At 63.1% G+C, this 18,682-nt stretch carries 18 protein-coding genes; 8 read left to right on the plus strand and 10 right to left on the minus strand.

What is annotated here, in order from left to right:
• Window positions 1-105 precede the first annotated feature (105 nt).
• The gene (locus MnOB_RS08745; protein WP_199824502.1) at window positions 106-1,122 is read right to left on the minus strand and encodes a flagellar protein MotY; all 1,017 of its coding nucleotides are present in this window, start codon (window positions 1,120-1,122) and stop codon (window positions 106-108) included.
• A gap of 167 nt (window positions 1,123-1,289) precedes the next feature.
• Between MnOB_RS08745 and pyrC the strand changes: the two genes are divergently transcribed.
• Together pyrC and rnt are read left to right on the plus strand one after the other, a co-directional pair.
• On the plus strand, window positions 1,290-2,336 hold the full coding sequence (gene pyrC / locus MnOB_RS08750) for a dihydroorotase (protein ID WP_077523834.1): 1,047 nt from the start codon (window positions 1,290-1,292) through the stop codon (window positions 2,334-2,336).
• The gene (gene rnt, locus MnOB_RS08755; protein ID WP_077523835.1) at window positions 2,333-3,007 is read left to right on the plus strand and encodes a ribonuclease T; all 675 of its coding nucleotides are present in this window, start codon (window positions 2,333-2,335) and stop codon (window positions 3,005-3,007) included. The genes pyrC and rnt overlap by 4 nt, the downstream gene beginning before the upstream one ends.
• A 122-nt stretch (window positions 3,008-3,129) precedes the next feature.
• Here the strand turns inward: rnt and MnOB_RS08760 are convergent, their stop codons facing one another.
• On the minus strand, window positions 3,130-3,732 hold the full coding sequence (locus MnOB_RS08760; protein ID WP_028626298.1) for a peroxiredoxin: 603 nt from the start codon (window positions 3,730-3,732) through the stop codon (window positions 3,130-3,132).
• Between the two features lie 280 nt (window positions 3,733-4,012).
• Between MnOB_RS08760 and MnOB_RS08765 the strand changes: the two genes are divergently transcribed.
• Both MnOB_RS08765 and bfr read left to right on the plus strand, forming a co-directional pair.
• Window positions 4,013-4,231: a bacterioferritin-associated ferredoxin gene (locus MnOB_RS08765; RefSeq protein WP_069085145.1), complete on the plus strand. Its 219-nt coding sequence runs from the start codon at window positions 4,013-4,015 to the stop codon at window positions 4,229-4,231.
• Between the two features lie 203 nt (window positions 4,232-4,434).
• Window positions 4,435-4,905 (plus strand): bacterioferritin, encoded by a 471-nt coding sequence (gene bfr / locus MnOB_RS08770; protein ID WP_077523836.1) that lies wholly within the window; start codon window positions 4,435-4,437, stop codon window positions 4,903-4,905.
• Between the two features lie 178 nt (window positions 4,906-5,083).
• Here the strand turns inward: bfr and grxD are convergent, their stop codons facing one another.
• The 4 genes from grxD to MnOB_RS08790 all read right to left on the minus strand — a co-directional run bounded on the left by grxD (window position 5,084) and on the right by MnOB_RS08790 (window position 9,904).
• Entirely contained in the window at window positions 5,084-5,410 is a 327-nt protein-coding gene (gene grxD / locus MnOB_RS08775) for a Grx4 family monothiol glutaredoxin (protein ID WP_077523837.1), read from the minus strand.
• A 92-nt stretch (window positions 5,411-5,502) separates the two neighbouring features.
• Window positions 5,503-7,611 carry a molybdopterin oxidoreductase family protein gene (locus MnOB_RS08780; protein ID WP_077523838.1) on the minus strand — a complete coding sequence of 703 codons (2,109 nt, stop codon included), beginning with the start codon at window positions 7,609-7,611 and terminating at the stop codon, window positions 5,503-5,505.
• Window positions 7,612-7,745: 134 nt separating this feature from the next.
• Window positions 7,746-8,183 carry a hypothetical protein gene (locus MnOB_RS08785; protein WP_077523839.1) on the minus strand — a complete coding sequence of 146 codons (438 nt, stop codon included), beginning with the start codon at window positions 8,181-8,183 and terminating at the stop codon, window positions 7,746-7,748.
• Between the two features lie 197 nt (window positions 8,184-8,380).
• Entirely contained in the window at window positions 8,381-9,904 is a 1,524-nt protein-coding gene (locus MnOB_RS08790; RefSeq protein WP_077523840.1) for a sensor domain-containing diguanylate cyclase, read from the minus strand.
• A 358-nt stretch (window positions 9,905-10,262) separates the two neighbouring features.
• On the opposite strand from MnOB_RS08790, the gene argF reads away from it, so the two are divergent.
• Complete coding sequence (gene argF, locus MnOB_RS08795; RefSeq protein WP_077523841.1) at window positions 10,263-11,180, plus strand: ornithine carbamoyltransferase; 918 nt, start codon at window positions 10,263-10,265, stop codon at window positions 11,178-11,180.
• Complete coding sequence (locus MnOB_RS08800; RefSeq protein WP_077523842.1) at window positions 11,177-12,286, plus strand: ABC transporter ATP-binding protein; 1,110 nt, start codon at window positions 11,177-11,179, stop codon at window positions 12,284-12,286. Before argF ends, MnOB_RS08800 begins: the two co-directional genes overlap by 4 nt.
• 32 nt (window positions 12,287-12,318) lie before the next feature.
• On the opposite strand, the gene MnOB_RS08805 is transcribed toward MnOB_RS08800, so the two are convergent.
• From MnOB_RS08805 to ybaK, 4 genes are all read right to left on the minus strand, one after another.
• On the minus strand, window positions 12,319-13,101 hold the full coding sequence (locus MnOB_RS08805; RefSeq protein WP_077523843.1) for a PhzF family phenazine biosynthesis protein: 783 nt from the start codon (window positions 13,099-13,101) through the stop codon (window positions 12,319-12,321).
• A 94-nt stretch (window positions 13,102-13,195) separates the two neighbouring features.
• Window positions 13,196-13,987 (minus strand): substrate-binding periplasmic protein, encoded by a 792-nt coding sequence (locus MnOB_RS08810; RefSeq protein ID WP_077523844.1) that lies wholly within the window; start codon window positions 13,985-13,987, stop codon window positions 13,196-13,198.
• Between the two features lie 28 nt (window positions 13,988-14,015).
• Window positions 14,016-15,503, minus strand: coding sequence for a glycerol kinase GlpK (gene glpK, locus MnOB_RS08815; protein WP_077523845.1), 1,488 nt, complete (start codon window positions 15,501-15,503; stop codon window positions 14,016-14,018).
• Between the two features lie 63 nt (window positions 15,504-15,566).
• A complete protein-coding gene (gene ybaK, locus MnOB_RS08820) occupies window positions 15,567-16,037 on the minus strand; it encodes a Cys-tRNA(Pro) deacylase (RefSeq protein WP_077523846.1) in 471 nt (156 codons plus the stop codon).
• 101 nt (window positions 16,038-16,138) lie between these two features.
• On the opposite strand from ybaK, the gene MnOB_RS08825 reads away from it, so the two are divergent.
• Together MnOB_RS08825 and glpD are read left to right on the plus strand one after the other, a co-directional pair.
• Entirely contained in the window at window positions 16,139-16,897 is a 759-nt protein-coding gene (locus tag MnOB_RS08825; RefSeq protein ID WP_077523847.1) for a DeoR/GlpR family DNA-binding transcription regulator, read from the plus strand.
• Window positions 16,898-17,035: 138 nt separating this feature from the next.
• Window positions 17,036-18,565, plus strand: coding sequence for a glycerol-3-phosphate dehydrogenase (gene glpD, locus MnOB_RS08830; RefSeq protein ID WP_107504049.1), 1,530 nt, complete (start codon window positions 17,036-17,038; stop codon window positions 18,563-18,565).
• Window positions 18,566-18,682: the final 117 nt, after the last annotated feature.

An 18,682-nucleotide genomic window follows, 5' to 3' on the forward strand; every position in this document is an offset into this window, starting at 1 on the left:
CGAAAAACCCGTGATTCTACTGACCCTGGCGGCCAAATTACAGTGGCGCGACAGCTTATGACGACGAGGCGACAGATTCTGTCAGTTGCGCGACGAGCGGCAGGGTCAGGAACCGGTCGGAGCCCTGGGGGCCGGAGCAGCGCCCTGGACACCCGGCGCGGTAGCTGGGGCGGCTGGAGCAGCGGCGGGAACACCAGGCTTGGCCGGAACGGGTGACTCCGCCGGCGCGGGCTCTGGAGCAGGGGCAGCGGCTGGCGCTTCCGCGGGCAGATCGACGCGGGACAACTGCACGGTGGCCCGGCGGTTCTTCGCCCGATTGGCCGGGCTGTTGTTCGGCGCCAGCGGATAGCGCTCGCCATGGAAACGCATGACCATCTGCGCCTCGGGGAAGCCGTTGGCCTTGAAGTAGTCGTACACCGCCAGAGCGCGGCGACGGGAGAGATCGCGGTTGGTCAGGCGGTTGCCGCTGTTGTCGGAATGGCCATCGATCTCGATGTGATTGACGCTGGGATCGGCCTTGATGAAGTCGAGCATGATTTCCAGCTTCGCCCGCGCCATCTCGTCAAGCTCCATGCCGCCGCCCGGAAAGCCGACCTGCACATGCCTGACCTGGTCGAAGTTCACCGGCAGCAACTTGGCGGTGCAGGCGAGGTAATCCTGATAGGCCTGGTTGAACTTCACCGGCAGGAGGCGCACTTCCATGGCATCGCCGCCCTGCAGGGTACGATGGCGAATCAGTGGGCTGCGGCCTTCCATCAGGCCGGCAAGCAGTCGCCCGGCCTGTTGCTGGGAACTGTTGAAAGGCACCTCACCACTACCGACGCTGACGATGCCGAGGTTGATGTCTCCCCTCCCCGGCTGCCAGGGCGCCGCTGCCGCCAGCAAGGTCGCCGAGCCCGCTCCCATCCAGCGCTCGTGTGCCTTCAGGCGGAAAGTGGCCTGCTCGCCGGCGCGTCGCACGAACTCGCCGGCGCCGAAATCGGTGATGGGCTGCGACAGGCGGCACTCGAACTTGTCGCCTTCGACTTTCCACTCCACCTTCTCCAGGCGCGTCTGGAAGGTGATGGCCATGGCCGGCAGGCTGGCGAACAGACTCAGGATGGCGAGATAGCGCTGGCGCACGGCAGGCTCCACGGGGAATTACGGCGTTCCTGCTGGATATCGGTATCGCGCGGCAAAACTTGAGCGCGGATTTATCGGCGCAGCCGCCCGAGGATCAGGCCCTGCGTGCCCCTGCAGGGCTTTTCCGGTAGCATGTCGGCCCAGTTCTGCCCGCCTGGAAGCCCCTCATGTCCGACCGTTTGACCCTCCTGCGTCCCGACGACTGGCACATCCATCTGCGTGATGGTGCCGTCCTGGCCCACACCGTTGCGGATGCTGCCCGTACTTTCGGCCGCGCCATCATCATGCCCAACCTGGTTCCGCCGGTTCGTAATGCCGAGGAAGCCGATGCCTATCGCCAACGCATCATCGAAGCCCGTCCAGCGGGCAGCCGTTTCGAGCCATTGATGGTGCTGTACCTCACCGACCGCACCAGCCCGGAAGACATCCGCGCGGCAAAGGCTTCCGGTTTCGTGCATGCGGCCAAGCTCTATCCGGCCGGCGCCACCACCAACTCGGATTCCGGCGTCACCAGCGTCGACAAGATCTTCCCGGCCCTGGAAGCCATGGCCGAAGTCGGCATGCTGCTGCTGGTCCATGGTGAAGTGACCCGTGGCGAGATCGACGTATTCGACCGCGAGAGGGTGTTCATCGACGAGCACCTGACCCGCGTCGTCGAACGCTTCCCGACCCTGAAGGTGGTGTTCGAACACATCACCACCGGCGACGCGGTGCAGTTCGTGCAATCGGCTTCGGCCAACGTGGGCGCCACCATCACCGCCCACCATCTGCTGTACAACCGTAACCACATGCTGGTTGGCGGCATTCGCCCTCACTTCTATTGCCTGCCGATCCTCAAGCGCAACGTGCACCAGGAAGCCCTGCTGGACGCCGCCACCAGCGGCAATGCCAAGTTCTTCCTCGGTACCGACTCGGCACCCCACGCCAAGCACGCCAAGGAAGCCGCCTGCGGCTGCGCGGGTTGCTACACCGCCTATGCGGCCATCGAGCTGTATGCCGAAGCGTTCGAGCAGCGCAATGCGCTGGACAAGCTGGAAGCGTTCGCCAGCTTCCACGGTCCGGACTTCTACGGCCTGCCGCGCAACACCGACCACATCACCCTGGTACGTGAAGAATGGACCGCCCCCGCCACCCTGCCGCTGGGCGAGCAGGTGGTGGTGCCGCTGCGCGCCGGCGAGAAGCTGCGCTGGCGCCTGCAGGAGGTGCAAGCGTGAGCGAGGACCTTTACGACGACGAACTGGATGGCAGCCTGCCATCCGGCCCGCGCCACCCCATGGCGGCGCGTTTCCGTGGCTACCTGCCGGTAGTGGTGGACGTGGAAACCGGCGGTTTCAACGCCGCGACCGATGCCCTGCTGGAGATCGCCGCGACCACCATCGCGATGGATGAGCAGGGCTTCCTCTATCCGGACCACACCCATTTCTTCCGCGTCGAGCCGTTCGAAGGCGCCAATATCGAACAGGCCGCGCTGGAGTTCACCGGGATCAAGCTGGATCACCCACTGCGCATGGCGGTGAGCGAGGAACACGCGCTGACGGAGATCTTCCGTGGCCTGCGCAAGTCGATCAAAGCCAATGGCTGCAAGCGCGCCATTCTGGTCGGCCACAACTCCAGCTTTGACCTCGGCTTCCTCAATGCAGCGGTGAACCGGACTGCCCTCAAGCGCAATCCGTTCCACCCCTTCTCCAGCTTCGACACCGCGACCCTGGCTGGCCTCGCCTACGGCCAGACCGTGCTGGCCAAGGCCTGCCAGGCCGCCGGCATCGAGTTCGACGGCCGCGAGGCACACTCGGCGCGCTACGACACCGAGAAGACCGCCGAGCTGTTCTGCGGCATCGTCAACCGCTGGAAGGAAATGGGTGGCTGGATCGACGACGAGGACTGACCTCGACTTCCATTTGTAGGAGCGAGCTTGCTCGCGAAGCTTCGCCAGCAAGCTGGCTCCCACAAACGCCCAGACATGAAAAAGCCCGGCAGATGCCGGGCTTTTTCTTTACCTGGAAACGCTTACAGAGAAGAAGCGTTCTCGGCCAGGTACTGGGCAACGCCTTCCGGAGAAGCGGTCATGCCCTTGTCGCCTTTCTTCCAGTTGGCCGGGCAGACTTCGCCGTGCTCTTCGGTGAACTGCAGGGCGTCGACCAGACGCAGCAGCTCGTCCATGTTACGGCCCAGCGGCAGGTCGTTGACGATCTGGGAACGCACGACGCCGTTCTTGTCGATCAGGAAGGCACCGCGGTACGCCACGCCGTCTTCGGACTCGACGTCGTAGGCCTTGGCGATTTCGTGCTTCATGTCGGCAGCCAGGGTGTACTTGACCGGGCCAATGCCGCCCTTGTCCACCGGGGTGTTACGCCAGGCGTTGTGGGTGAAGTGGGAGTCGATGGACACGCCGATCACTTCCACGCCGCGAGCCTGGAATTCCGGGATGCGGTGGTCCAGGGCGATCAGTTCGGACGGGCAGACGAAGGTGAAGTCCAGCGGGTAGAAGAACACCAGACCGTATTTGCCTTTGATGGCCGAGGACAGGTTGAAGCTGTCAACGATTTCGCCATTGCCCAGAACGGCGGCAACGGTGAAGTCCGGAGCTTGCTTGCCTACGAGTACGCTCATTGAATGTCTCCTGAATTGTCATGAGTAGTCAGAGGGTCGGGGTCACAGCCTGGCCGACCAATGTGGCGACGCCATGACACCCGCTTCCAAAAGGACGGGCAATCATACACTTGGAGTGCACACCCGCCCACCGCTTTCGACTGACGGGTCAACCTCTGCCAGCACCCGCCGATTCCCTCAGGAACGCCTCTGGTCCGGGCGTTTCAAGACGATCTTTGACAATCATTCTCATTACTATTAGTATCCCCTCCATCCAACCACTCCCCGAGTTCTGAGTGCTATGTACGTCTGTCTCTGTCTAGGTGTCACTGACGGTCAAATTCGCGAAGCCATCTATGAAGGCTGCTGCAGCTATCGCGAAGTACGCAACACCCTGGAAGTGGGTACCCAATGCGGCAAATGCGCATGCCTGGCCAAACAGGTGGTCAAGGAGACCCTGGCCGAGGTGCAGAGCAGCCAGGCGGCCCTCGCCTACCCTGCGGCGTACGCCATCGCCTGACCATTCGGCGGAATCACAGGAAACCGGACCTCAGCGTCCGGTTTTTTTGTGCCTGATTTTCAATAATTTAGAGTTCAAATGTAGAAGTTAAACATTCTTATTAATATTCAATTTTATTTGCAATTCAACAACTTAGATTTGACACACTAAGTTGTGAGGATCAGAATTTATCGACCATCCACACTTCTACGGCAGGACTCCACATGAAAGGCGACAAGAAAGTCATACAGCATCTCAACAAGATCCTCGGTAACGAGCTTGTTGCGATCAACCAGTACTTCCTGCACGCCCGCATGTACGAAGATTGGGGCCTGAAGAAGCTGGGCGACCACGAGTACCACGAGTCCATCGACGAGATGAAGCATGCGGACAAGCTGATCAAGCGCATCCTCTTCCTCGAAGGCCTTCCCAACCTGCAAGACCTTGGCAAGCTGATGATCGGCGAGAACACCAAGGAGATGCTGGCCAGCGACCTCAAGCTGGAGCAGGCAGCCGTACCGGACCTGAAGACGGCTATTGCTTACTGCGAAGGCGTGGGTGACTACGGCAGCCGCGAACTGCTGGAAGAGATCCTCGAGTCCGAGGAAGAACATATCGACTGGCTGGAAACCCAACTGGGCCTGATCGACAAAGTCGGCCTGGAGAACTATCTGCAGTCGCAGATGGACGAATAATCCGGCAGCACAAAAAAGCCCCGCTAATGCGGGGCTTTTTCATTTGGTATTTCTGCAATCAGAACTGGATAAAGCAGAGCGCGATCAATCCGCAAATAGCGCCGTGAAATAAGCCAACAACTTCCAGCAATAAAAAAGCCCCGCGTTTGCGGGGCTCTTTTTTCGAAACCGGAGTGGATCAGGCGCTGGCCTTGCTCACGGCATCCTTGACCAGGGTCTGCAGCTCACCCTTTTCGAACATCTCAGTCATGATGTCGCTGCCACCAACCAGTTCACCGCCTACCCACAGTTGCGGGAAGGTCGGCCAGTTCGCGTACTTCGGCAGATTGGCGCGGATTTCCGGGTTCTGCAGGATGTCGACGTAAGCGAACTTCTCGCCACAGCCCATCAGGACTTGCGCAGCGCGGGCCGAGAAGCCGCACTGCGGAGCGTTCGGCGAGCCTTTCATGTACAGCAGGACAGTGTTGTTGGCGATCTGCTCTTTGATGGTTTCGATGATATCCATTGGGCACCTCGGCTGAACTTTCCGACTGTCGAGTCGGCAGGATGGCGGCATTGTAACGGAAAGCCGAGCGGCGCGCTCGGACTCCCTTATCTTCAGGCGGCCACCACTTCCACAGGAACGCCATTGAGTGCGGCATTGCCGGAAACCGCATCCAACTGGCGCTCATCCGTCAGGTCGTTGGCGCTGGCTCCCGGCTGTTCACTCGCGATTCCCAGGCGCACACCCGGCCGCGCATGGCCCCAACCGTGGGGTAGGCTGACTACGCCCGGCATCATGTCCTCGCTGGCGCCAACCTCCACCTCGATCATCCCGACCCTGGAGCGCACCCTCACCCGTTGCCCGTCGACCAGGCCGCGTGCTTCGAGGTCATGCGGGTGCATCAGCAACTGGTGACGCGGCTTGCCTTTCACCAGGCGATGGTAGTTGTGCATCCACGAATTGTTGCTGCGCACATGGCGACGGCCGATCAGCACCAGTTCTCCCTCGCGGGGAACAGGCTGTGCCGCGAAGCGATCAAGGTCGGCCAGGAGAATCGACGGCGCAGCCTCGACCTTGCGGCTGGCTGTCTTCAGCCGGCCGGCCAGGTTGGGTTTGAGCGGGCCGAGGTCGACGCCGTGGGGATGCTCGCGAAGGCGCGCAACAGAAAGCTTGTGTTCCGAGCGGTCACCGTAGGCACCGGCGCGCAGCCCCAGATCGATCATCTGCTGAGGCGCCATGGTGGGCTTCAATTCGACACCGGTGCGCGCGGCAAACGCCCTGGCCAGGCCGACGAAGATTTCCCAGTCATCCAGCGCACCGGCGGGCTTGGCCAGCACGGGCTCATTGAAGCGGGTGACGTTGCGAACGGCGAAAACGTTGAAGGTGGTGTCGTAGTGCTCGTGTTCAAGGGGCGCGGTGGGTGGCAGGATCAGATCGGCGTAGCGGGTGGTTTCGTTGATATAGAGGTCGATGCTGAGCATGAACTCCAGACCATCCAGCGCCTGTTCCAGCTGGCGTCCGTTGGGCGTGGACAACACCGGATTGCCGGCCACCGTCACCAGGGCCCGTATCTGCCCTTCCCCAGGCGTGAGCATCTCTTCGGCCAGCGCCGCCACCGGCAGCTCACCGCCATACTCGGGCAAGCCGGATACCCGGCTCTGCCAGCGATTGAAATGACCGCCCGACGTGGCGGCTACCAGATCCACCGCCGGCTCAGTGCAGAGCACCCCACCCACCCGATCCAGGTTGCCGGTAACCAGGTTGATGAGCTGGATCAGCCATTGGCAAAGGCTGCCGAAGGCCTGGGTCGAGACACCCATGCGGCCGTAGCAAACGGCGCTTTCCGCGCCAGCAAAGTCCCGGGCCAATTGGCGAATGCGCTCTGCCGGAACGCCGCAGCGCTGGCTCATGGCTTCGGGCGTGAATCGGGCAATGGCCTCCCGCACCTGGTCCAGGCCCTCCGTCTCAAGGTGCGTAGTGCGACCGAGGCCCTCTTCGAACAGGGTATTGAGCAAGCCGAACAGCAGCGCCGCATCCTGCCCCGGACGCACGAACAAATGTTGATCGGCCATGGCCGCGGTTTCGCTGCGCCGGGGGTCCACCACCACCAGTTTGCCTCCCCGCGCCTGCAGCGCTTTCAGGCGCTTCTCCACATCCGGCACGGTCATGATGCTGCCGTTGGATGCCAGTGGATTGCCGCCCAGGATGAGCATGAATTGCGTGTGATCGATGTCCGGAATCGGGATCAGCAAGCCGTGGCCGTACATCTGCTGGCTGATCAGGTGATGGGGCAACTGGTCCACCGAGGTCGCCGAGAAACGTCCACGGGTCCGCAGCAGGCCGAGGAAGTAGTTGCTGTGAGTCATCAGCCCGTAGTTGTGCACGCTCGGGTTGCCCTGATAAACGGCCACCGCGTTGTTGCCATGGCGTGCCTGGATATCCGCCAGGCGCTCGGCCACCAGCGCGAAGGCTTCATCCCACTCGATGGGCAGCCATTCGTTGCCGGCTCGGCGCATGGGTTGGCGAATACGGTCCGGATCGTTCTGGATGTCCTGCAGGGCCACGGCCTTGGGGCAGATATGGCCACGGCTGAAACTGTCCTGGGCATCTCCCTTGATAGCGAGGATGCGCCGGCTGCCATCCGCCTGGTCCTCGGTCTCGATGGTCAGGCCGCAGATGGCCTCACAGAGATGGCATGCACGGTGATGAAGGGTCTTGGTCATTGCCTGGCCTCATTCTTGTTCGAGACGACCGGTCAGGTCGCAAGAACAAGACTATGGAACCAGAAACGCCGCTCGGCCAGCAGCGTCAACGCCATGAATCGGCAGGCATCAAGCCTGCCGATTCACCTGTCCCGTTAACGGATGGACTGGATGGTGCCCTTGTTGCCTGTCACCTTGGCGGTCACCTTCTTGAACACGAAGTAATCCTGAACGCTCAGCTCGTAGCGCGGCGCGACGATCAGGTCTGCGCCCGATTCCTTGACGGCTTTGTAGGCAGCAGCGGACTTGACGGAGGAGATGGGGTCCGGGCCGAAAGGCAGGCCACCGCCAGTGTCGCCGCCATACGCCACGCCATCAGCGAACTCCGAATCCCCGCCGAACTGCAGGAAGCTGAACAGAATGTTCACCTCGGACTGCCCAGTGATTTGCTCGCCCACTTTGATATCGGCCTTGAGGTCGGTCTTCACACTGCCGTTAAGCGGTGAAGTCGGTTGGCTGACGTTGTAGCTGCTGCAGCCGGTCATGGCAGCGAGTGTGGCGGCCATGAAAGTGGGGACAAGAAACTTCTTCATTGGGATCTCCATGGATCATAGAAAGTCTGAACGGCTCCGCTGGATTTCCATACGCGATAGCCGTCCCCGGAAATCACCCGAATCCGGGGACGCGCAAACCTATCAATCCGCCTCGCGCGGCATCAGTTCACGCGTTCCGAAAAGACCCTCAGATACTTCCCCGCCCAGTGGTGGCAGATGAAGAAGTCCCCCGCGCCTCAGGGCGTAGGCTCAGCCAGGCAGACTCGATTGCGACCGGCGCTCTTGGCCCGATAGAGCGCGGCATCGGCCTGTTCCAGAAGGTGCCCAGGGCTCTCGCCCTGCCCCGGCACCTCGCTGTGCGCTCCGATACTCACGGTCACCACGCCAAAGGGATTGCCGGAGTGGACCAGCCCCTGCTCGTAGACCGCCTGCCGTATCCGCTCGGCCACCAGGCGCGCGCCGGCGACGTCGGTATGGGGCAGCAACACGGCGAACTCCTCGCCGCCATAACGGGCCACGGTGTCCCCGGCGCGCACCTTGAAGCGACGCAGCACGTCGCCCACTGCCTTGAGGCAGACATCGCCCGCCTGGTGACCGTAGCGGTCGTTGTAGGCCTTGAAGAAGTCGACGTCGATCATCACCAGGGCCAGCGGCGAACCTACCGTGGCGGCGCGGTGGTACTCGACCTGCAAGGCCTGGTCGAACTGCCGTCGATTGGAGATGCCGGTCAGGCTGTCGCGGTTGGCCAGTCGGAACAGCTCGCGATTTTCCCGCGCGATGCTCTGGGCTGCGGCCATGCGCTTGCGCATCCGTGTGGCCAGCCCGCCACCGACAAAAATCAGTGCCAGCACCAGCATCGCCACCAGGCAGGCCACCACTGCGGTCTTGCGACCCCACTCGGCCAGCACTTCCTGGCGGGACATGGACACAGCCACCACCAGCGGGAAGTGGTCCAGCGCGCGGTAGGCGTAGATGCGGTCCACCCCGTCGAGCACGGAAATGCTCGCTCCCAACCCCACCGGCGAACGCTTGAGGTCAGACTGGAACATGTAGCTGCCGGCCATGCTATCGCCGGTAGCGCCGGACGTTTCCGGCCGCCGGTAGATGATGGTGCCGTCGTTCATGGCAATCAGCAGGGAGCCCTGCACGCCCATGTCGAAGTGCTTGTAGAACTCGCGGAAGTGATCGATGCGGATGGTCGCCAGCACCACCCCGGCAAAACGGCCGTCCTTGTCATTGAAACGGCGCGACACCGGCACGATCCACTCACCGGTGGAGCGGCTGCGAATCGGGTTGCTCACTTCGGTATCGCGACTCACGGAATGGAGATGATGCTGGAAATAGGCACGATCCGAGTTGTTCGCGTCGTCCGCGGGCGGTGGGTTGGTGTAATAGAGCCAACGCCCTTCGGCGTCATAGACGAACAGCCCGGCCAATTGCGAGGCGCGCTGCTTGTAGGTCACCAGTAACTGGTTGATGACTTCGGGACTGTTTTCTCCCCGTTCCAGCAGGTTCACCAAGCCGCCAAGGATGATGTCAGCTTCCTTGATGGACTCCTGGCCATGCTGGGCAATGGAGTAGGCCAGGTTGGTATTGGCCTTGTCCGCCTCCCGTAGATAGAGCTGTTTCGAATCCAGTACCTGGGCCAGGTTCACCAGGATGGCCCCCAGCCCCGCCAACAGCAGCAGCGCGTAAGCCAACCACAGGGAACGCCGTGTTCCCTGGGAACCCTGAACGGGTTCCGGACCGGTTCCAGCCATCCGCACACTCCTCACTGCCCGTGCCTGCGCTCACCTTAGACAAGCGCCTGTGCCGAAACAATCTGGAATGATGGACATTTGCCGCCGATCCCGAAGCCGTTGTAAAACGTCCGACCTCACGCAATCAGCACGCTAGAGCGGCCCTTCCGATTGCGCCGAAAAGTCCCGGACGCCAGGCGCATAGCCACGAACGACGCGGTTTCCGGACATATTGGAAAACCGCGACATTTCCTTATAAGATCGCGCCTTCCCCCAAATCGTCGCCACGTGCGGCTTCAACCGCCCGTCCCGCCTGCTTTGCTCCCGCAATACCCGGCCAGGACACGCGGCCAGTGGCAAAAGAAGAAAGGTAGTAACCATGAGCGCTAGGCATTTTCTCTCCCTGATGGACTGCACTCCCCAGGAGCTGAACAGCCTGATCCGTCGAGGCACCGAGCTGAAGGATCTGCGCAACCGAGGCGTGCGTTACGAACCCCTGAAAAGCCGCGTGCTGGGCATGATCTTCGAGAAGGCCTCGACCCGTACCCGTCTCTCTTTCGAAGCCGGCATGATCCAGCTCGGCGGCCAGGCCATCTTCCTGTCCCCGCGCGACACCCAGCTCGGTCGTGGCGAGCCCATCAGCGATAGCGCCATCGTCATGTCGCGCATGCTCGATGCGGTGATGATCCGGACCTTCGCCCACAGCACGCTGACCGAGTTCGCTGCCCACTCCCGAGTACCGGTAATCAACGGCCTGTCCGATGACCTGCACCCCTGCCAGTTGCTGGCCGACATGCAGACCTTCCTCGAACATCGCGGCAGCATCCAGGGCAAGACCGTGGCCTGGATCGGCGATGGCAACAACATGTGCAACACCTATATAGAGGCAGCGATACAGTTCGACTTCCAACTGCGCGTCGCCTGCCCTGAAGGCTACGAACCCAATCCGGCGTTCCTCGCCCAGGCCGGCGACCGCGTCAAGGTCGTGCGCGACCCGCGCGAAGCCGTTGCAGGCGCCCACCTGGTCAGCACCGACGTCTGGACCTCCATGGGCCAGGAGGAAGAAACCGCCAAGCGCCTGGCATTGTTCTCGCCCTACCAGGTGAACAAGGCGCTCCTCGACCTGGCTGCGGACGACGTGATATTCATGCACTGCCTGCCGGCCCACCGTGGCGAAGAAATCAGCGTCGACCTGCTCGACGACCCGCGCTCGGTTGCCTGGGACCAGGCAGAAAACCGCCTTCACGCCCAGAAGGCCCTGCTTGAACTGCTGGTCGAACACGCCCATCACGCATGACTCGCGAAATGCTCCTCAGCCTCCACAACCTCAGCTGCGGTTATCACGAACAGCAGGTTGTGCGAGGCCTGAACCTTCATCTCAATGCCGGTGACATCGGCTGCCTGCTCGGCCCTTCCGGCTGCGGAAAGACGACGACGCTGCGCGCCATCGCCGGATTCGAACCCGTGCTGGAAGGCGAAATACAGCTGGCCGGCGAAGTGATCTCCCGCGCCGGCTTTACCCTCGCGCCGGAGAAGCGGCGAATCGGCATGGTGTTCCAGGACTATGCGCTGTTCCCTCACCTGACGGTGGCCGACAACGTCGCCTTCGGCATCCGCAAGGAGCCCGATAACGAACGCAAGGTTGGCGAACTGCTGGAACTGGTGAAGCTGAGCCATCTGGCCAAGCGCTATCCCCATGAGCTGTCCGGCGGCCAGCAGCAACGCGTTTCACTGGCCCGCGCCCTGGCACCAGAGCCGCGCCTGCTGCTGCTCGACGAACCCTTCTCCAACCTCGATGGTGAATTGCGTCGACGCCTCAGCCAGGAAGTCCGCGAGATCCTCAAGGCACGCGGCACCAGTGCGATCCTGGTGACCCACGACCAGGAAGAGGCCTTCGCCGTCAGCGATCAGGTCGGCGTGTTCAGAGACGGCCTGCTGGAGCAGTGGGACACCCCCTACAACCTCTACCACGAGCCCCTGACGCCCTTCGTCGCCAGCTTCGTCGGTCAGGGCTATTTCATTCGCGGCCAGCTGATTTCAGCCGATGCCGTGACCACCGAACTCGGCACCATCCGTGGCAATCGCGCCTACACCTGGCCCCATGGCTCCGCGGTGGACGTACTGCTGCGGCCGGACGATATCGTCCATGCGCCGGACAGCGAACTGCGCGCCAAGGTGATCGGCAAGACTTTCCTCGGCGCTGCTACCCTCTATCGCCTGCAACTCTCTACGGGTAGCCAACTGGAATCGATCTTCCCCAGTCACGCCGATCACCAGCCCGGACAGGAGGTTGGCATCCGCATCGCCGCCGATCACCTGGTGGTCTTCCCCGCCCAAGGCAGTGTCGCTGCCCACTTCACGCCCCAGGAATCCGGCGTGCGCCGCATCAGCGGCGCGCTCTGAACTCAATATCCACGTTCGTAGAACGTGTAGGATCAGATCCACAGTCTGCCGCTGGCCACCAGCACCGAATGCCCGGCGATGCTCACCCGGTCGCCATCCAGGCGACACCAGAGCTCACCGCTACGCGCGGAACACTGCTGGGCCCGCAGCACTCGCTTGTTGAGACGATTGGCCCAGTACGGAATCAGGGCGCAGTGCGCGGCGCCGGTCACCGGGTCTTCTTCGATGCCGATCACCGGGGCGAAGAAGCGTGAAACGAAGTCATGCTTCATCCCCGCCGCCGTGACGATCACCCCTGACCAGGGCAGCTTGGCCAATGCCTTGAAGTCCGGCGCGCACTCACGCACGTCATGCTCCGACTCCAGTACCGCCATCAGGAAATTGGCGCCCAGCGCATCCACCGGAGCGATGCCCAAGGCATGTTCCAGCTCCAGGGTGACGCCCACCTCTTGCGGCACCTGCGCAGGGAAGTCCAGGGCCAATCGGCCTTCCTCTTCGCGTATCACACGCAATTCGCCGGATTTGCTGGTGAATTCCAGGCGGTCGCCCGGTTCCTGATAGAGATCGAACAGCACATGGGCGCTGGCCAGAGTGGCATGGCCGCAGAGCGGCACCTCGGCCTTGGGCGTGAACCAACGGATGTGCCAGGCACTGCCTTCCTTCACCAGGAACGCGGTCTCCGACAGGTTGTGCTCGGCAGCGATGCGTTGCATGAGCTGGTCATCCAGCCAGGCATCGAGGCGATAGACCGCCGCCGGGTTGCCGCCGAAGGGCCGTTGGGTGAAGGCGTCGACCTGATGAAAATCCAGCTGCATGACTCGCTCCTTGATGTGTGGGGACATCAGCATGCCAGTCGCCAACGCTCCACGCGCGGTGCAGTGGCCGGTCGATATCGGTGGAACAGCCTGATCAGTCTAGCGGAGGCAGGCCGTAGCGCTGCAGCAGCTCGTTCATCCGTCCGGACTCACGCAAACGCTTGAGCCCGGCATCGAACATCGCCGCATGGCGCGTGCTGCCTTTCAGTGCAGGGGAAAACGCCAGAAAAATGGGCACGTCCGGCGAGCGGCAGCCGGCCTTCACCAGCTTGCCCGGCTGGCCACTGTCGGCGAGCCAGGCGTCCATCACCCAGGCGTTCTCGATGGTGGCGTCGATGCGGCCGAGCAGGATCTTTTCCACATTCATTGCCAGGGCCTGGTCGCCGGACACGACCTGCACCCGTGCCGGATCGTCCCGCTTGATGCGAATGTAGGTGTCGAGTTCCTGGCCGTAGCTGTAACTGTTGATGCTGCCCAGGCGAATCTCGGCGAGCGACGCCAATCCGCGGTAACGCCATTGGCTGTCGGGGGCGACGTAGAAGCACATGCGCGATACGCCGGGCGGTGTGCGAGTGAAAACGAAGTCGGGAGCGTCCTGGATGCCGGCACCGATCAGCGCATCCAGGCGGCCATTGCGGGTGTCATGGACGGCGCGCGCCCAGTTCAGCAGGCGGTACTCCACGCCGATGCCGGCCTCGCCGAAGATTTCCTGCGCCAGCTCGACGAAGATGCCCGGCTTCGCGGAGCCGGGTTCGCAATTGATAGGGCACCAGATGTCCCCGGCGATCACCAGGGTTTCGGCATGGGCCGATGGGAAGAGCAAAGGTGCCACCAGCAGGGTCAGTGCCTGCCAATGGCGTTTCAGCGATCCTTGCCCTTTCTCCATCCTGCCTCCCAGCGTCCATGCGGCGCTGTCATGCGCCGCTGCGCACCCGCTGCACGGCATCCAGCCAGCCGTCGTAAAGCTTCTTGCGATGCTCATCGGCCATGCGCGGGGCAAAACGCTGTTGACGATGCCAGTGACTGGCCACTTCGTCCAGATCGCGATACAGCCCCGCTTGCAAACCTGCGAGATAGGCCACACCGAGGGCTGTCGTCTCGGTGACTTCCGGACGCTCGACGGGAACCCCGAGGATGTCCGAAAGGAACTGCATCACCCAGTTGTTCTCCACCATGCCGCCGTCCACCCGCAGCGCGCTGGGCGCCGCAGCACCATCCTGGGCCATGGCTTCCAGCAGGTCGCGGGTCTGGTAGCAGACGGACTGCAGCCCGGCGGTGACGATTTCCTTGATACCGGTATCGCGGGTGAGGCCGAAGATCGCGCCGCGAGCGCGCGGATCCCAGTAGGGAGCGCCGAGGCCAGTGAAGGCCGGCACCAGGTAGACGCCGCACGCATCGCCGGTCTGCTCGGCGAGGGCTTCAGTATCACGGGCGTGGCTGATCAGCTTGATGCCGTCGCGCAGCCACTGCACAGCGGCGCCGGCAACGAAGATGCTGCCTTCCACGGCATAGCTCACCTTGCCATTGAGCCGGTAGCCGACAGTGGTCAGCAGCCGATTGCGGGAAACCACCGGCTGGTCGCCGGTGTTCTGGATCATGAAGCAGCCGGTGCCATAGGTGCTTTTCACCATGCCCGGCTGGAAGCAGGCCTGGCCGATCAGCGCCGCCTGCTGGTCGCCCGCCATACCGCGCACGGGAATACTGGCGCCGAGCAGCGCGGCGTCCGTATCGCCGAACTCGGCGGCGCAGTCCAACACCTCCGGCAGCAGGCTGGTAGGGATGTCGAACAGGCGCAGCAGCTCCGCGTCCCACTGCTGGCTATGGATATTGAACAGCAGGGTCCGCGAGGCGTTGGTGGCATCGGTGCGGTGCACCTTGCCGCCGGTCAGACGCCACAGCAGGAAGCAATCCACCGTGCCGAAACGCAGCTCGCCACGCTCGGCCCGCTCGCGGGCGCCGGGCACGTTCTCCAACACCCAGCGCAGCTTGGTGGCGGAGAAGTAAGGGTCGATCAGAAGGCCCGTGCGATTGGCCACATCGGTTTCATGGCCGGCGGCCTTGAGCGTGGCGCAATAGTCCGCGGTGCGGCGGTCCTGCCAGACGATGGCCGGATGGATCGGCGTGCCCGTCACCGCGTCCCAGACCAGGGTGGTCTCGCGCTGGTTGGTGATGCCGATGGCCGCGATTTCGGCCGGATTCAGCCCGCTCTGCTCGATGGCCTCGCGGCAGACCTTGAGGGTGGTCAGCCAGATTTCCTCACCGTCGTGCTCTACCCAGCCGTCCTTGGGAAAGTACTGCTTGAACTCCTGCTGGGCACGCGCCACCGGCAGGCCCTGGGCACTGAATACGATGGCGCGGCTGCTGGTGGTGCCCTGGTCGATGGCGAGCAGGTATTGGGCCATGGCGATGCTTCCTTGTTATGGGTGTTGAAGCCTGTTCTCGGTCTCGCGAACCTGGACAGGCTTTCAGGGACGGCCGATATCGGCGAACTGGCCTTGGGTATGGGTCGCCAGGGTATCGGCGGAGAGCTCGACCTCCAGCCCGCGCCGGCCAGCGCTGACGTGGATGCTCTCGAAATTGCGCGCGGTACCGTCGATGAAGGTGCGCAGGCGCTTCTTCTGCCCCAGCGGGCTGATGCCACCCACCAGGTAGCCAGTGGAGCGCTGGGCCTGGGTGGGATCGGCCATCTCGGCCTTCTTCGCGCCGGCAGCGTGGGCCAGGGCCTTGAGGTCGAGGGTCCCGGCCACCGGTACGACGGCCACCAGCAATTCGCCTTTCTCGGTAGCGGCGAGCAGCGTCTTGAAGACCCGCGCCGGGTCCAGGTTGAGCTTTTCGGCGGCTTCCAGGCCGTAGGACGGTGCCTTGGGATCGTGGTGGTAGCTGTGCACCTTGTGCTCAGCCTTGGCTTTCTTCAGCAGATCGATGGCGGGGGTCATGTTCGATTGTGAAAATCCTGCGACAGATTCGGCGTACCTTAGCGGAAAAGCGGTGATTCGACAGCCCATCGCTATAATGCCGCGCAAAACAAGGAGCCAGCATGAACCTGGGCCCACGGCAACAAGACATCCTCGACCTCACACGCGAGCGCGGTTACGTCAGCATCGACGAACTGGCCCAGGCCTTCGCCGTCACCCCGCAGACCATCCGACGCGACATCAATCAGCTCGCCGAACATGGCCTGCTGCGACGGACCCACGGCGGCGCCGCCAGCGAAGGTTCAAGCACCCAGAACACCGCCTACGCCATGCGCGCCGGGCAGAACCGCGACGAAAAGCAACGCATCGCCGATGCGGTGGCCGAATACATCCCCGACCACGCCTCGCTCTTCATCAACATCGGCACCACCACCGAAGCCATCGCCCGCGCCCTGATGGGCCACAAGGGCCTCAAGGTGATCACCAACAACCTGCACGTGGCGGCGCAACTGGCCGACAAACCGGACTTCGAAGTGCTGGTGGCCGGCGGCACGGTACGCAGCGACGGCGGTATCGTGGGCCAGGCCGCGGTGGATTTCATCCAGCAATTCAAGGTGGATTACGCGCTGATGGGCATCAGCGGAATAGACGAAGACGGCAGCCTGCTGGACTTCGATTACCAGGAAGTGCGCGTCTCCCAGGCCATCATCGAGAACGCCCGCCAAGTGTTCCTCGCGGCCGACTCTAGCAAGTTCGGTCGCAACGCCGTAGTACGTCTGGGCGCCATTTCCCTGGTGGACCGCCTGTTCACCGACCATCAGCCCTCCCCCGCCCTGACCCGACTACTTGCCGAGCACAAGGTGCACCTCGACCGGGTCTGATCCGCCCTTCACCTGTATGAATTTTCCGTGACCACCCGGCGTGTTTTCGCGCATTGGGCTGGTCATTCTGCGTGCGCTCATCTAGGCTATTTTCGAAAATGAACATTGAAAGTTCGATTTCGACCTTGGTGCCTGCCAATGAACCACAACCATTCCCCCATCGCGGAAGTCTATGACCTCGCAATCGTCGGCGGCGGCATCAATGGCGTCGGCATCGCCGCGGATGCGGCCGGACGGGGCCTATCGGTATTTCTCTGCGAGAAGGACGACCTCGCCCAGCACACGTCTTCGGCCAGCAGCAAGCTGATCCACGGCGGCCTGCGCTACCTGGAACACCACGAGTTCCGCCTGGTGCGCGAAGCCCTGGCCGAGCGCGAAGTGCTGCTCGCCAAGGCGCCGCACATCGTCAAGCCGATGCGCTTCATCCTCCCGCACCGGCCGCACCTGCGTCCGGCGTGGATGATCCGTGCAGGCCTGTTTCTCTACGACCACCTCGGCAAGCGCAAGCGCCTGCCCGCCTCCCGTAGCCTGCGCTTTGGCGCCGGCAGCCCGTTGCAGGCGGAAATCACCCTGGGTTTCGAGTACTCCGATTGCTGGGTGGACGACGCGCGCCTGGTGGTGCTCAACGCCATGGCCGCCCGCGAGCGCGGCGCCCATGTGCATACCCGCACCCGCTGCGTCAGCGCCCGGCGCAGCAAGGGCCTCTGGCACATCCATCTGGAACGCGTCGACGGCAGCCTGCTGTCGATCCGCGCCCGCGCCCTGGTCAACGCCGCTGGTCCCTGGGTGGCCCGCTTCATCCAGCAGGACCTCAAGCAGGCGACGCCCTATGGCATCCGTCTCATCCAGGGCAGCCACATCATCGTGCCGCGCCTGCATGACGGCGAGCAGGCCTACATCCTGCAGAATGAAGATCGCCGCATCGTCTTCGCGATTCCGTACCTGGAGCGCTTCACCCTCATCGGTACCACCGACCGCGAATACCACGGCGACCCGGCGGAAGTGGCGATCACAGCCGAAGAAACCCGTTACCTGCTGGACGTGGTCAACCGCCACTTCAAGCGCCAGCTGAGCGAGCAGGACATCCTCCACAGCTATTCCGGCGTGCGCCCACTGTGCGATGACGAGTCGGACGATCCGTCCGCAGTGACCCGCGACTACACCCTTTCCCTCGCCGCCCATCCCGGCGAAGCGCCGCTGCTCTCGGTGTTCGGCGGCAAGCTGACCACCTATCGCAAACTGGCCGAAGCCGCCCTCCAGCAACTGACGCCCTGGTTCCCCTTCGCCAAGGGCGCCTGGACCGCCAACGCGCCGCTGCCCGGCGGAGAAAAGATGGAAAGCCGCAGCGCCCTGGTGGAAGCCCTCTGCTCCAGCTTCGGCTGGCTGCCTACGCACATCGCCAGGCGCTGGGCCAATCTCTATGGCAGCCGTTGCTGGCACCTGCTGCGCAATGTGCGGGAACTGGCAGACCTCGGCGAACATCTGGGCGCCGGCCTCTATTCCCGGGAAGTGGACTATCTCTGCCAGCAGGAATGGGCCGTCAGTGCCGAAGACATCCTCTGGCGCCGCACCAAACTCGGCCTGTTCATGAGCCCCAGCCAGAAAGCCCGCCTGGCCCAGTATCTGAAACACGAGCATCCACGCCGCCCGCGGGTGGATGCCGCGTAACCCCGCCCTGCTCCCTCCCCGACCAACGGTCCCACCGCTCGCCCTTTTAGGTTGCCGGCTCTAGAGCGGTCGGCCGATCCTCGCGGCGCCCCATGCCTCCAACAAGAACAAGGCGAG

Origin of the sequence: Metapseudomonas resinovorans (assembly GCF_002003485.1) — a bacterium.
GTDB lineage: Bacteria > Pseudomonadota > Gammaproteobacteria > Pseudomonadales > Pseudomonadaceae > Metapseudomonas > Metapseudomonas resinovorans_D.

Coding starts and splice junctions, on each gene's coding strand:
- pyrC (WP_077523834.1), top strand. CDS start 1,290: ATGTCCGACCGTTTGACCCTCCTGCGTCCCGACGACTGGCACATCCAT.
- MnOB_RS08760 (WP_028626298.1), bottom strand. CDS start 3,732: ATGAGCGTACTCGTAGGCAAGCAAGCTCCGGACTTCACCGTTGCCGCC.
- MnOB_RS08765 (WP_069085145.1), top strand. CDS start 4,013: ATGTACGTCTGTCTCTGTCTAGGTGTCACTGACGGTCAAATTCGCGAA.
- bfr (WP_077523836.1), top strand. CDS start 4,435: ATGAAAGGCGACAAGAAAGTCATACAGCATCTCAACAAGATCCTCGGT.
- grxD (WP_077523837.1), bottom strand. CDS start 5,410: ATGGATATCATCGAAACCATCAAAGAGCAGATCGCCAACAACACTGTC.
- MnOB_RS08780 (WP_077523838.1), bottom strand. CDS start 7,611: ATGACCAAGACCCTTCATCACCGTGCATGCCATCTCTGTGAGGCCATC.
- MnOB_RS08785 (WP_077523839.1), bottom strand. CDS start 8,183: ATGAAGAAGTTTCTTGTCCCCACTTTCATGGCCGCCACACTCGCTGCC.
- MnOB_RS08790 (WP_077523840.1), bottom strand. CDS start 9,904: ATGGCTGGAACCGGTCCGGAACCCGTTCAGGGTTCCCAGGGAACACGG.
- argF (WP_077523841.1), top strand. CDS start 10,263: ATGAGCGCTAGGCATTTTCTCTCCCTGATGGACTGCACTCCCCAGGAG.
- MnOB_RS08800 (WP_077523842.1), top strand. CDS start 11,177: ATGACTCGCGAAATGCTCCTCAGCCTCCACAACCTCAGCTGCGGTTAT.
- MnOB_RS08805 (WP_077523843.1), bottom strand. CDS start 13,101: ATGCAGCTGGATTTTCATCAGGTCGACGCCTTCACCCAACGGCCCTTC.
- MnOB_RS08810 (WP_077523844.1), bottom strand. CDS start 13,987: ATGGAGAAAGGGCAAGGATCGCTGAAACGCCATTGGCAGGCACTGACC.
- glpK (WP_077523845.1), bottom strand. CDS start 15,503: ATGGCCCAATACCTGCTCGCCATCGACCAGGGCACCACCAGCAGCCGC.
- ybaK (WP_077523846.1), bottom strand. CDS start 16,037: ATGACCCCCGCCATCGATCTGCTGAAGAAAGCCAAGGCTGAGCACAAG.
- MnOB_RS08825 (WP_077523847.1), top strand. CDS start 16,139: ATGAACCTGGGCCCACGGCAACAAGACATCCTCGACCTCACACGCGAG.
- glpD (WP_107504049.1), top strand. CDS start 17,036: ATGAACCACAACCATTCCCCCATCGCGGAAGTCTATGACCTCGCAATC.